Raw genomic sequence first — 12,714 nt, forward strand, 5'->3', positions numbered from 1 at the left:
TATTGCCAAAGTAAGACCCGATATCGACTCAACCACAAGCGACAGTCGGGATAACCGGGGTACTTGACGCCCACCCACCCAGACGCCTATCGTCGCAGAATATGCCACCCTTTCAACACCTTGCCATACTCCTGATGCTGCTCCCGTGGATGCCGACACCAGCCGCCACCCCGGTAGGCAAGCCTATCCGCATTGCGGAAGATATCGATACCGGCGACCGTTTTATGGGGATCCAACTGCTGGGCAGCCTGTCGCTGCAGGGGGATCCGGCCCTGGCGGAGCTCTCCGGACTAGCTTGGGATGAAGACGAGCAGACCCTGCTGGCTATTTCCGACCAGGGGCGTATTCTGCATCTGGCGCCTGTTTTTCAGACGGGCCGTCTCGGTCAGGTCAACCTGCTCGCCTGGTACCCACTGAAGGACAACCACGGCAAGCCGCTGCGCGGCAGTTGGCGCGATGCCGAAGGCCTCACGCTGGAAAACAGCAACAATGGCATTCAGGGCGATAGTCGCCTGATCATCTCCTTTGAACGCCACCACCGTATCGAACGCTATCTTCCGGACGGTACCTGGCAAGACCCTATTGCGCTGCCCCACATACTGAACCAACCCGGGTTCCAGCCGAAAAACAACCGCAGCCTGGAAGCGGTTACCCGACACCCGCAACTGGGGATAATCACCGGCCCCGAGTATCCGCCAGAAGGAGAATCTCACTATCTGGCAAGCGTCACCGGTCATGTGTGGCGCTTCCACCCGAAAGAGGCGGACGGCGCGCTGGTCGACTTGGAAGCACTGCCCAACGGTGATCTGCTTCTGCTGGAACGGGCCTATACGTCTCTCTTCGCCCCCTGGGTAATCAGCCTAACCCGCATCCGTGCCGCCGACCTGGCCGCCTCGAACACACCGCCGACCGAACTGATTGTCCGTCTCGACAGCAGTAAGGGATGGCTGGTGCAGAATATGGAGGGATTGACCCGCCATCAGGGGAAGCGCTTTTTTATGGTCAGCGATGACGGCAATAAGCCCTGGGCTCAAACCCAACTGGTTTACTTCAGCATCGTGGCGGAATAAGGCGCCGCCGCCCCACTCTCCAGCATCGGCTGTAGTTGATCCCAGACATGCTCCAGCATCCGCGGCTGACCCTCCGCATTGGGATGTATCCCGTCGCCCTGCATCCACTCAGGTCTGTCCGCCACCCCATCCAGAAAAAACGGCACCAGGGGGACAGCACGTTGTTCGGCCAGATCCCGGTATAGCTGCAGGAACTTCTCGGTAAACGCCTTGCCAAAATTCGGGGGCAACATCATACCCAAGAGCAATGGACGACTATGAGCGGCGCGGGCAAGTGTTATCATCTGATCCAGATGATCCCGGGTCTGCCGGCTACCAAGACCGCGCAAACCGTCGTTTCCGCCCAGCTCGATAATCAGGATCTCCGGTTTAAACTGCTTGAGCGCCTGGGGGAGGCGCGTCAAACCGCCGGCTGTGGTATCACCTGAAATACTGGCATTGACGACCCGATGAGGGAAACCGCTCTGCCGCAGCCGCTGCTGCAACAGGGCCACCCAACCTTGATCGCGCTGAATGCCGTAGGCGGCACTCAAGCTGTCGCCCAGAACGAGGATGATCGGTTCGGCAGCCGCCACATTGGACATAGCAAAAATCAGTAGCAGGAAAAGCTTTTTCATGGACACAGATCATACCCCAGATAACATCCTGGTACAGGCCAGCCGCGTTGGTAAACAGGTGAATGGACCGGGCGGCAACCTGACCATTCTGCAGGATGTATCGCTGCGACTGGCCAGCGGCGAAGTCACCGCCATCCTGGGTGCGTCCGGTTCGGGCAAATCAACCTTGCTGGGTCTACTGGCAGGATTGGATGAAGCAAGCAGCGGCACCATCGAGCTGTTTGGTACGCCACTAAACAGCCTCACGGAAGACCAACGCGCCGCCCTACGGGCCGGCAAAGTGGGTTTTGTCTTCCAGTCATTTCAGCTGTTACCCGGCATGACCGCCCTGGAAAACGTCATGTTGCCGCTGGAATTGGCGGGTGTCAGCCGCCCCATTGATGGAGCACGTGCGGCGCTCGATCAAGTGGGATTGTCCAATCGCCTCAACCACTATCCCGGGCAGCTCTCCGGCGGCGAACAACAGCGGGTAGCCATCGCCCGTGCCTTCGCCTCCGCGCCCCAGGTATTGTTTGCCGACGAACCGACCGGCAGTCTCGACCAGGCCACCGGGAGCCGTATTATCGATCTGCTGTTTCAGATGCGCGAGCAGACCGGCGCGGCGCTGCTGCTGGTAACTCACGATGAGCGACTGGCGGCCCGTTGTGATCGTCGGCTGAAGATTGAGAATGGCCGGCTGGAGGCCGAGGCGTGAAGACGCTGGTGCTGGCCCTGCGCTTTCTACGCCGTGACTGGCGTAGCGGCGAACTGCGACTGTTGGTCCTGGCCCTGACCATCGCGGTGGCCGCGGTCACGGCGGTGGGCTTCTTCACTGACCGGGTGGAGCAGGCGATGGTGCGGCAGGCCAATCAAGTGATGGCCGCCGATCTGGTACTCTCCAGCAGCCGGCCGCTATCGGATACCTTCGAACAGCAGGCGGCGGCCCTCGGCTTGCGAATTGCCCACACCCTCAGCTTCCCCAGTATCATCATGCACCGGGATGAGACCCAATTGGTGGAGGTGAAGGCGGTCAGCCGGGACTACCCCCTGCGCGGGGAGTTGCGCATCCGCCCCCAGGCAACCGTCGAAGAACAGCGCGTGACGACCCCGCCGGCTCCCGGCAATCTGTGGGGCGAAGCGCGCCTGATGGCGGCCCTCAACCTGCAACCCGGCGACAAAGTGTCACTGGGCGAAGCATCGCTCAACCTGGAACGGATCCTGAGCCGCGACGCGGCCCTCGGCAACAACTTTTTCCGCCTTGGACCCGAGGTGTTGATTGCCCTGGAGGATATCCCCAAAACCGGCCTGGTCACGCCGGCCAGCCGGGTTCGCTATCGCCTGCTGGTGGCGGGCGAGCCGGCACAGGTGGAATCCTTCCAGCACTGGGTCAAGGCCCGGTTGCCGCGGGGCGTCCATCTGGAGCACTTGAGCAGCGCCCGCCCCGAACTACGTAATGCCCTGGATAGGGGCAGCCGTTTTCTCAGTCTGGCCGCCTTGGTGGCGGTATTGGTCGCCGGCGCTACCGTCGCCCTCTCAACCCGGCGCTTCGTCGAACGTCAATCGGATACCAGCGCCATCATGCGCTGCCTGGGCGCCAGTCAACCGCTCATCCTGCGGGTCCTGCTGCTACGTCTGCTGCTACTCGGCCTGCTGGCCAGCCTACTGGGTATTGCCGGCGGCTGGCTGGCGCAATACCTGCTGGCCAATCTGCTCAGCGACTGGTTTGGCAGCCCGCTTCCCAGTGCCAGCCCATGGCCGGCGCTGGTCGGTCTGGGCACCGGCCTGATTACCCTGATCGGATTCACCCTGCCGCCGGCGCTACGTTTGGGGGCGGTACCGCCGTTGCGGGTGCTACGACGCGATCTCGGTGCACCGCCCGCCAGTACCTGGCTGTTGTCGCTCTGCGCGCTCGCCGCCATGGCACTGCTGATGCGCTGGCAGGCCGGCGACGCCACCCTGGCCGGATGGGTGTTGCTCGGTACCCTGGGTACGGTATTCCTTCTGCTGGCTGTCGCCTGGCTGCTGATCCGCTTGCTCAAGCCATTGCGACACCGCGGTGGCACGTTGTGGCGACAGGGGTTGTCGGGGCTGCTGCGCGACCCGGCCATGACCGCCTTGCAGCTGACCGGTTTCGGACTGGGCATCCTTGCCATGCTGCTGTTGGCGATCATCCGCACCGACCTGCTGGACGCCTGGCACCGAACCATCCCGCCACGGGCTCCCAACCATTTTCTTATCAATATCCAGCCCGATGATGTCACCTCCATGGCGGACTTTTTCCGTCAGCAACAGATCGAACAGGCCGGCATCTACCCCATGCTGCGCGCCAGGCTCACCCGTATCAACGATCAACCGATCTCCCCCGACCAATACCCGGATGACCGCGCCCAGCGGCTGGTGGCGCGCGAGTTCAACCTATCCTGGGCAGACCGGCCACAAACCGACAATCGCATCGTTGCCGGCCACTGGTGGCAAGACGCGACGAGCCAGGAAGCCCTGTTCTCGGTGGAGACGGGCATCGCCGAAACCCTCGGTATCAAACTGGGTGACCGACTCCGATTCGATCTGGCCGGTGTCGCCATCGAGGCCAGGGTGTCCAACCTGCGAACGGTGCAGTGGGATTCATTCCAGCCCAACTTTTTTGTTATCGGCACCCCTGCCCTGTTGAAGGGCCATCCTACCAACTACATCACCAGCTTTTACCTGCCGCCCGGAAAAGAGAAAACCCTGGCGCAACTGGTACGACACTACCCCTCGGTCACCATTATCGATGTCAGTGCCATCATGCAGCAGATCCGCGAAATCATGCAGCGCGGCTCGCTGGCGGTGGAGTACGTTTTTCTGTTTACCCTGGCAGCCGGGCTGCTGATGCTCTATGCCGGCATTCAGGCCAGCCGCGAACAGCGACGACAAGCGTCGGTGGTACTGCGCACTCTGGGGATGCAGCGCAAAGGGTTGATCATGGCGGCCGCCATCGAGTTCATCATCCTCGGTCTGCTGGCCGGTACCCTGGCCAGCCTCTGCGCCAGCGCTACCGGCTGGCTTATCGCCACCGAAGTATTCGGCTTTACCTATCAACCCGGTATCCGCACCATCCTGATCGGCATGCTTGGTAGCGGCGCGATCATTGGCGGAGCCGGGGTACTGGCGACTTGGCCGCTGACGGTACAACCGCCGCTACGTATGCTGCAGACCCGCTGATGCAAACCGCCTACGAAGCCTTCCTGCTGACCCGCCACTGGCGTGATGGACCCCAAGGTATTGAACTGCAGTTCTGGGCCCATTCATCCGCCGGTCCGCTGCGCCTGGTCTTTCCGGACCAGAAGGCAGTCTGTTTTATCCCACGGGAAAACGGACTGCCGCTGGATGGTTTTCCGCTGGAGCGCAAAGCGCTGAACTTGACCGACTTGCAGGGCCAACCGGTGGATGGGCTCTATTTCCGCCAGCAACGCCAACTGCAGCAGTTCCGCGAGCGTACTGCCGGCAGCAGCACATTGCTCCTGGAATCGGATATCAAGATCGCCGACCGTTTTCTGATGGAGCGGTTTGTCACCGCACCGATGCAGGTTTCTGGCAAAGCCGTCCAGCGCGACGGTTATCTGGAGTGGATCAATCCGCGTATCCGTCCGGCCGATTACCAGCCCCAACTCAGCTATCTGAGCCTGGATATCGAAACCGACGGCAGCGCAAACCAGGTGCTCTCTATCGCCTACTGCGGACCCGATGTGGCAGAGATCCTGATGCAGGGCGAGGCCGCCGACTGGCCCAGCGACCTGCCGATTCAGTGGGTAAGCGATGAGACAGCACTGCTGCGGCTGTTTTTGCAGCGTCTGGCACAGCTCGATCCGGACCTGATCCTCGGCTGGAACCTGATCAACTTCGACCTCGACTATCTGGAACGCCGGTGTCGGGCACATCGTATCCCCTTCGCATTGGGACGCGGCGGCGAGCTGGCCGCCATCCTGCAGCCACAGCAGAGTGGACAGGCACGGGTAGCCAGTATTCCGGGACGGGTGGCGCTCGATGGAATCGATAACCTGCGCGCCGCCTTCTGGTCGTTTGAAAGCTTTTCACTCAATCACGTTGCCGGGGAACTGTTGGGGCGCAAAAAGCTGATTAGTGACGGCCAGGACAAACTGGCCGAGATCCGCCGCCAGTTCCGGGAGGACCGCCCTGCCCTGGCCGCCTACAACTTGGAAGATTGCCGCTTGGTAGAGGCGATCTTCGCCAAAACCGATCTGATCAATTTTATCCGCCAGCGCGCCACCATGACCGGACTGTCGCTCGGTCGTCTGGGAGGATCGGTGGCGGCATTTGATAATCTCTACCTGCCGCTACTGCATCGCGCAGGCGTGGTGGCCCATGACATCGGCGCGTTCCGCCACTCCCAGGGCAGCCCCGGGGGTTATGTCATGGATTCCCAGCCCGGTCTCTATCAAAACGTACTGGTGCTGGACTTCAAAAGCCTCTATCCCAGCATCATTCGCACCTTCCACATTGATCCATTAGGCATGGCCTTTCCGGGTGACGACCCTATCCCCGGTTTTCTCGAGGCATCGTTTTCCCGTGAGCGGCATATCCTGCCGTCGATCATCACTGAACTCTGGGCAAAACGGGATCTCGCCAAGCAGCGGCATGACAAGTCGCTCTCCCAGGCGATCAAGATCATCATGAATTCGTTTTACGGTGTACTCGGTTCCAGCGGTTGCCGTTTTTACGACCCACGCCTGGCCAGCAGTATCACCCGACGCGGTCATGAGATCATTACCCGCAGCCGGGACTGGCTGGAGTCTGCCGGTCATCCGGTGATTTACGGCGATACCGATTCGCTATTCGTACTGCTGGGTGAAGGCTGCGATGAAGCACGCGCCCGGGAGACCGGTCAACAGTTGGCCCGCGATCTCAACCGCTGGTGGAACCAAACCATTACAGAGGAGTTTCGCGTCGACTCCGCCCTGGAGATCGAATTCGAAACCCACTTTATTCAATTCATCATGCCCACCATCCGTGGCACCGAGACCGGCAGCAAAAAACGTTATGCCGGCGTCATACGCAACGCCCAGGGTGATAATGAGCTGGTATTCAAGGGGCTGGAGAGCGTACGTAGCGACTGGACGCCACTGGCTCAGCAGTTTCAACGTGAGCTTTATCGGCGCATCTTTTTTAATGAACCCTACGAGACTTACATCAGCGATCTGGTCAACCGCCTGAAGCGCGGCGAACTGGACCGGGAGTTGGTCTACCGGAAACGCTTGCGGCGTAAACTGGATGACTACCAACGCAATGTCCCGCCCCATGTACAGGCAGCCAGAAAGCTGGACAAGCCGCGCCGTACGATCAGTTATCTGATCACCCTCAATGGACCGGAACCGGTCGAGCGGCAAACCAGCCCCATCGACTACCAACACTATATCGAGCGTCAGATTGGACCGGTGGCCGACGGTATCCTGCACTTCCTCAACGACAGCTTCGAGCGTATCACGGCCGACCAGATGACCCTGTTCTAGGGCCTATCGCTAGTCCGCTACCCATCCGCACTTCACAATAAACAGTTAATCGCCCCATCCAACTGTTTGATAACCACAATCTTTACCATGATGTAGACTTAGTCGACCGCTTGTCGCATTCCTATAAATTACATTGACAGGTTGTGGTCTATGCACTGTTTTATCAATCGAGCTCGCGTAATACGCGGGGTGCTCTGCAGCTTACCGTGGGTGATGCCATGCCATGCCAGCGATATCACTCTGGCCGTTGCCAATTCGACCTGCAACACCATCCAGGCAGTGGGAACCCGCTATACCGAAACACATCCGGTAAACATACACTATCTCTGTAAATCTTCAGGACGACTGGCCAAAGGGATTCGCGGGGGCGCCATCCAGGCCGATATCTACATCTCGGCCAACCGGCACTGGATGGACTATATGATCGATGGCGGACTGGTAAACCCCGACAAGGTTGTCAGCCCCTGGAGCAATAGCCTGGTGGTGAGTGCACCGGCTGACAGTCCGTTACAACTTCAGACATGGGAAGGGCTGTCCACGCAGAACATCGAAACCATCCTCATCGGCGATCCGGGCACGGCACCCTTTGGCCGTTATGCCAAGCAGGCACTGCAAAAAACCGGTCTATGGGAACGGGTCAGGCAAAAGATTACGACAAAAAAACATATCACCATGTTGGCCGAGACACTGGCCGAATCTGACGATCACACGGTAGGTATTCTCTTCTCTACCAATCTCACGGAGCGGTTACGCCCCCTATTCGCTATCGACCCATCCTGGCACCCACCCATCCAGTATTACATGGGCCTGGTCGGTCAAGCGGCCGACAACCCCGTTGTCAGTGAATTCTTCGATTACGTCCGCAGCGATACCGGCCTGGATATGTTTAAAACCGCCGGTTTCATCGTGATGCCGGAGTGAGTGAATAACCGCCTATGATCGGGAAGCTGAGCAACTGTTCTCTTTATCGGCAGCTGATCATGCCCATGTTCGCTATCGGGCTGCTATCACTGCTCGGCACCGTCTATTTCTCCCATATCCTGAAGGAGTCTGTGGCCGCCCTGGATACCATTTATGTACAAGGCGATACGCAGTTGCGCAATCTCGAGAAGTTGGAGAAGCAAATTACCAGTTACCGGGCCCTCAGTCTTCGGCATCTAACCACGGAAAACTTTTCCGAAATGGCACAAATCAGTGTAGAACTGAAACGTACCAAACAGATGATACTCGACACCCTGCCTCATTCACCGGAGGTCACCGACACCCCGGATCAGACTGCCACGTCACTGGAAAACGCATCCCATCAGTTATTCATGCTGCTGCACATCTACTTTAACGAGATAGGGGTCGCCATCAAACTGAGTGCCGACTTTGAAAAGGAAGCCGCGTTCGCACTGCTAAGTCGTATCGAATCGCAACATATCCCCCGCATCAAAGAGATCACCGCCAAGTTGATCCGTCATGAATTCGAGGACATTTCGGCATCGCGCCAGGAACTCATGTCGGTGGCGACACATAACCTTTATATCACGATTGCCATCGGCATCAGCGGTGGCGGACTGCTGCTCTTTATCGCCTTTATTGTGATCCGTAATGTGACTCGGCGTCTATCACAACTCCTGACCTGGTCACAGAAACTTTCCCAAGGCGATTACTCCGCCCCGCTGACACAAGACTCGAATGATGAAGTGGGACAACTTACCCATGCCATGATGGAGATGGCACATAATATCGCCGATGCCCACAAGCGCCTGGAAAGGTCAAAAAGAAGTGCGGAATCGATTGCCGACACCTTGAGGATTTATGCCAATGCTTTTGAAAACAGCGGTGAAGCCATTCTCATCACCGACAAAGACAACCGCATAATCAATATCAACTCCGCATTCACCCGCCAGACCGGTTATGAATTATCGGATGTAGCGGGTAAAAATCCACGCCTGCTCTCCGGCGGTAATACCACCCTGGAAACCTATCAGGAGATGTGGCACGACCTGGAGCAGCACAGTTTCTGGCAAGGTGAACTCTGGGACAGGAAAAAATCAGGTGAACTCTATCCCAAGTGGGCGGCCATCTCCGCCATTCGCGACCCACAGGGAGAGGTGCTGTTTCACATAGCCAGTTTCACTGACATCAGCGACCGCAAGGCCGCCGAGGCGCGTATCGAACACCTCGCCCACTATGACATGTTGACCGGGCTATTGAACCGTTTCAGTCTGGAGAACCGTATGGAGCAGGCGGTGTTAGCCGCCAAACGGGACCAGCAACAATTGGCCGTGCTGTTTGTCGACCTGGATCGCTTCAAATATATCAATGACTCCATGGGACACCAGGTGGGAGATCAACTGCTGATAGAAGTGGCCAACCGCCTGAAAAGCTGCCTCAGGGAGAGTGATATCGTCGCCCGAATCGGCGGCGACGAATTCGTCGTCGTTCTCACCGGGCTGAAAGATACCAACCGCGTACCGACACTGGCCGGGCAGATAATCGAATACCTCTCCCAGCCCTATACCGTCAATGACAATATCTTTGACAGCAGCCCAAGTATCGGTATCAGCATCTATCCCAATGACGGCGACACCATTGATGAGCTGTTAAAAAACAGCGACATTGCCATGTATCATGCTAAAGATCAGGGCAGAAAGAACTTCCAATTCTTCACAGAAAGCCTTCTGGTTGCCTCGGAGGAGCGGTTGGATTTTGAACATCAGCTGCGCAATGCGCTGGAGTTCGATCAATTCGAACTTCATTATCAGGCGCAGGTTCATACGGATAGCTGCCGAATTTACGGTATGGAAGCGCTGATTCGCTGGAACCATCCGACGCGCGGGTTTATCGGTCCCGACCGGTTTATTCCGATTGCCGAAGAGATCGACGTCATTCATGAACTGGGCATCTGGGTCATCGATCAGGCTTGCCGACAACTGGCCATCTGGAAGCGGACGGCACAGCACCCGTTACAAATTTCGGTCAACCTCTCGGCTAAACAGTTGCACGCAGACACCTTGATAGAAACCGTCCACCATGCCATGGAAAAACATCAGATTGCGGCCGGTGAACTTGAGCTGGAAATTACAGAAACAGCGGCCATGTCCGATCCTGAGCTGGCCGTACGACAACTCGATGGATTGAGCAACCTGGGGGTCAGCCTGGCAATTGATGACTTTGGCACCGGCTACTCATCGCTTGCCTACCTGAAGAAACTACCTATTAACACTCTAAAACTGGACCGGACCTTTGTCGGTGATATTGAAAACGACCGAAACGACGCGGAGATCTGTATGGCAACCATCGCCCTGGCCCACAATCTCGGCCTCAAAGTGGTCGCCGAGGGAGTGGAGACCCCAGCGCAACGCGATTTCCTTACCAAATATAGGTGCGACTACCTGCAAGGTTACCTGTTCAGTAAACCGTTGCCACCCACTCAGGCGGGACACCTTTTGATGCTGTGCGACAGCCATCATGCCAAGCAGACCCGCTGCGACACTGCCCCCCTCTCCGGCACATGAACCCACCCGGGCAAAACAATTCTGAGCAAGACAACAGCTCATCCGACAAAGTGCTATCCACCACCTTTGACAACCGATAACGGGTAGCCAGATGGCCACCCGTTTCGGCATGGGCACTTCAGATCACTTTATATACCTGGCCAGTCGCCACACCCAGGATGGATTTTACATAGGCCTGGGCCACACGTGCTCCAGGTACCGGGATAAATCCGGGAAAAAAGTTGCCATAGACCCCCACACTCTCTTCCAGCAGAGAGGGGCTGACGGCATTGATCCGAATGCCCTTCGGCAACTCCGTGGACACCGCCCGTACAAAGTGTTCAAGCGCGCCGTTAATGGTGCTGGCACTCGTCCCCCAGGCGATCGGTTCATCACTCAATATCCCGGTGGTTAAGGTAATGGAACTGTTGGGATTGAGATAGTCGATGGCCGCCCGCGTGGCATTGATCTGCCCCATAAGCTTGCTATGCAACCCCACCGACCACTCTTCCTCTTTCATCGCATTAAAAGCGTTGAACGCCACATCGCCCGTGGCGACCACCAGGGCGTCAAAGGGGCCAATCTGATCAAACGCACGATGAATCGATGACGAGTCGGTAATATCCACATTCAGATCACCGTTTGATTTACCCACTTTAATCACTTCCTGATCATCCCCCAGAGCATTAATGACGGCAGATCCGATAGTGCCGGTAGCACCTAGCACGACAATTTTCATAACAGTTCTCCTAATCCAGTGGCAATAAGATTGTTTACGAAAATTATACTATCTGCTGTTATTTGCCAGAAAAACCGGCTAAATTACAAAACACTGTTTCAAAAATAGATCTAACCAATGAAAATCGACCACCTTGAAAGCTTTTATCATGTGGTGCAGCAGGGGGGCTTTTCCGCTGCAGCAGAGTATCTGGGCGTATCAAAAGGACTGGTCAGCCGGCATGTACGCAGCCTGGAAACAACCCTCAACGCCAAACTACTGCACCGTACTACCCGGGTGGTGAACCTGACCGAAGCCGGACAACACCTCTATCAACACGCAATCCAGATCTTTTCGCTGGCCAAGGAAGCTGAACAGGTAGTACAGGACCTGACCCAGGAAGCCAGCGGCATACTCCGGTTCACCGCCCCCATCACCCTGGGTGAGCGGGTATTAGGCGACCTGCTTCCCCCTTTCTGGGAGCAGTGCCCACAGGTCAAGGTGGAGACCAACTTCACCTCCAAGGCATTCAAGATAGTGGATGGCGATCAGGATATCGCCTTGCGGGCTTACGACACGCTACCGGAAAACGTGGTGGCAAAAAGCGTGGGACAATTACGAAATACGGTGGTCGCCAGCCCAGACTACGTCCAGCGCATGGGCGCACCGCATAGCCCCATTGAGCTCCATCAGCACCCATGCATTCTGTTCAAACATGTCGAACGAGGGAGTCATTGGCTGTTCGAAAGCGCCGATACCAAAGAGATTGTCAGCGTAAACGGTCCACTTTCTGTCAGCCAGTATTCAACGGCACGCCACATGGCGCTAACTGGCTTTGGCATCGCCAACCTGCCCTACTACCAGGTAGAGCAGGATATCCAGCAGGGTCGCCTGGAAGCGCTCCTGACCGACACACGGACCTACAGTCACGATCTATACATCCTCCATGCCAGTCATCTCTATCTACCGAAAAAACTACGACTGTTTAAGGAACTGCTTTCAGAATGGTTCACCCAAAACCGGCGCTATCTAATGGAAGATTAATCCAAACAAAAAATCGTCGTATTGATGAAACTTCGTGAAATATTCCGACCGCTCTCCGGGTCTTTTATTGCAAGGACCTAACAAGGTCTATAACCAAACAGCCAAGGAGAATTACCATGAAATTTTCAACCACACTTTTTGCGATAGCCTTCGTCTCAATCATGTCTACTGGCGTTGCCCTGGCGGATGACGTAGGCCAAGATTTGCTATACGGACCTGAACTGACCAAAGTGGATTTCAGCCAGATGCCAGCCACTGCCGCAGGACGAGACACGCACATGGCATCCATGGACG

General features: G+C 57.0%; 9 protein-coding genes. 7 read left to right on the top strand and 2 right to left on the bottom strand.

Features of this window, described 5'->3' with window-relative positions; genetic code table 11:
- Window positions 1–149: 149 nt before the first annotated feature.
- Window positions 150–1,070, top strand: coding sequence for an esterase-like activity of phytase family protein (locus ACQY5R_RS16315; RefSeq protein ID WP_428610178.1), 921 nt, complete (start codon window positions 150–152; stop codon window positions 1,068–1,070).
- Here the strand turns inward: ACQY5R_RS16315 and ACQY5R_RS16320 are convergent.
- Window positions 1,046–1,687, bottom strand: coding sequence for an arylesterase (locus tag ACQY5R_RS16320; protein ID WP_428610179.1), 642 nt, complete (start codon window positions 1,685–1,687; stop codon window positions 1,046–1,048). The two genes, ACQY5R_RS16315 and ACQY5R_RS16320, sit on opposite strands and share 25 nt — an antisense overlap.
- Between ACQY5R_RS16320 and ACQY5R_RS16325 the strand changes: the two genes are divergently transcribed.
- The 5 genes from ACQY5R_RS16325 to ACQY5R_RS16345 all read left to right on the top strand — a co-directional run bounded on the left by ACQY5R_RS16325 (window position 1,686) and on the right by ACQY5R_RS16345 (window position 10,679).
- A complete protein-coding gene (locus ACQY5R_RS16325) occupies window positions 1,686–2,381 on the top strand; it encodes an ABC transporter ATP-binding protein (protein ID WP_428610181.1) in 696 nt (231 codons plus the stop codon). The two genes, ACQY5R_RS16320 and ACQY5R_RS16325, sit on opposite strands and share 2 nt — an antisense overlap.
- The gene (locus ACQY5R_RS16330; RefSeq protein WP_428610182.1) at window positions 2,378–4,867 is read left to right on the top strand and encodes an ABC transporter permease; all 2,490 of its coding nucleotides are present in this window, start codon (window positions 2,378–2,380) and stop codon (window positions 4,865–4,867) included. The genes ACQY5R_RS16325 and ACQY5R_RS16330 overlap by 4 nt, the downstream gene beginning before the upstream one ends.
- Complete coding sequence (locus tag ACQY5R_RS16335; RefSeq protein WP_428610183.1) at window positions 4,867–7,173, top strand: DNA polymerase II; 2,307 nt, start codon at window positions 4,867–4,869, stop codon at window positions 7,171–7,173. The genes ACQY5R_RS16330 and ACQY5R_RS16335 overlap by 1 nt, the downstream gene beginning before the upstream one ends.
- Before the next feature lie 213 nt (window positions 7,174–7,386).
- The gene (gene modA, locus ACQY5R_RS16340) at window positions 7,387–8,094 is read left to right on the top strand and encodes a molybdate ABC transporter substrate-binding protein (RefSeq protein ID WP_428610185.1); all 708 of its coding nucleotides are present in this window, start codon (window positions 7,387–7,389) and stop codon (window positions 8,092–8,094) included.
- Window positions 8,095–8,108: 14 nt separating this feature from the next.
- Window positions 8,109–10,679 carry an EAL domain-containing protein gene (locus tag ACQY5R_RS16345; protein WP_428610187.1) on the top strand — a complete coding sequence of 857 codons (2,571 nt, stop codon included), beginning with the start codon at window positions 8,109–8,111 and terminating at the stop codon, window positions 10,677–10,679.
- Window positions 10,680–10,797: 118 nt separating this feature from the next.
- Here the strand turns inward: ACQY5R_RS16345 and ACQY5R_RS16350 are convergent, their stop codons facing one another.
- Window positions 10,798–11,397: a short chain dehydrogenase gene (locus ACQY5R_RS16350; protein WP_428610188.1), complete on the bottom strand. Its 600-nt coding sequence runs from the start codon at window positions 11,395–11,397 to the stop codon at window positions 10,798–10,800.
- 117 nt (window positions 11,398–11,514) lie between these two features.
- Here ACQY5R_RS16350 and ACQY5R_RS16355 point away from each other — a divergent pair, with 117 nt between their 5' ends.
- Window positions 11,515–12,420, top strand: a complete 906-nt coding sequence (locus ACQY5R_RS16355; protein ID WP_428610189.1) for a LysR family transcriptional regulator — start codon at window positions 11,515–11,517, stop codon at window positions 12,418–12,420.
- The last annotated feature ends 294 nt before the right edge of the window (window positions 12,421–12,714 follow it).

The organism is Sedimenticola sp. (assembly GCF_050289425.1).
Classification (GTDB): domain Bacteria; phylum Pseudomonadota; class Gammaproteobacteria; order Chromatiales; family Chromatiaceae; genus Sedimenticola.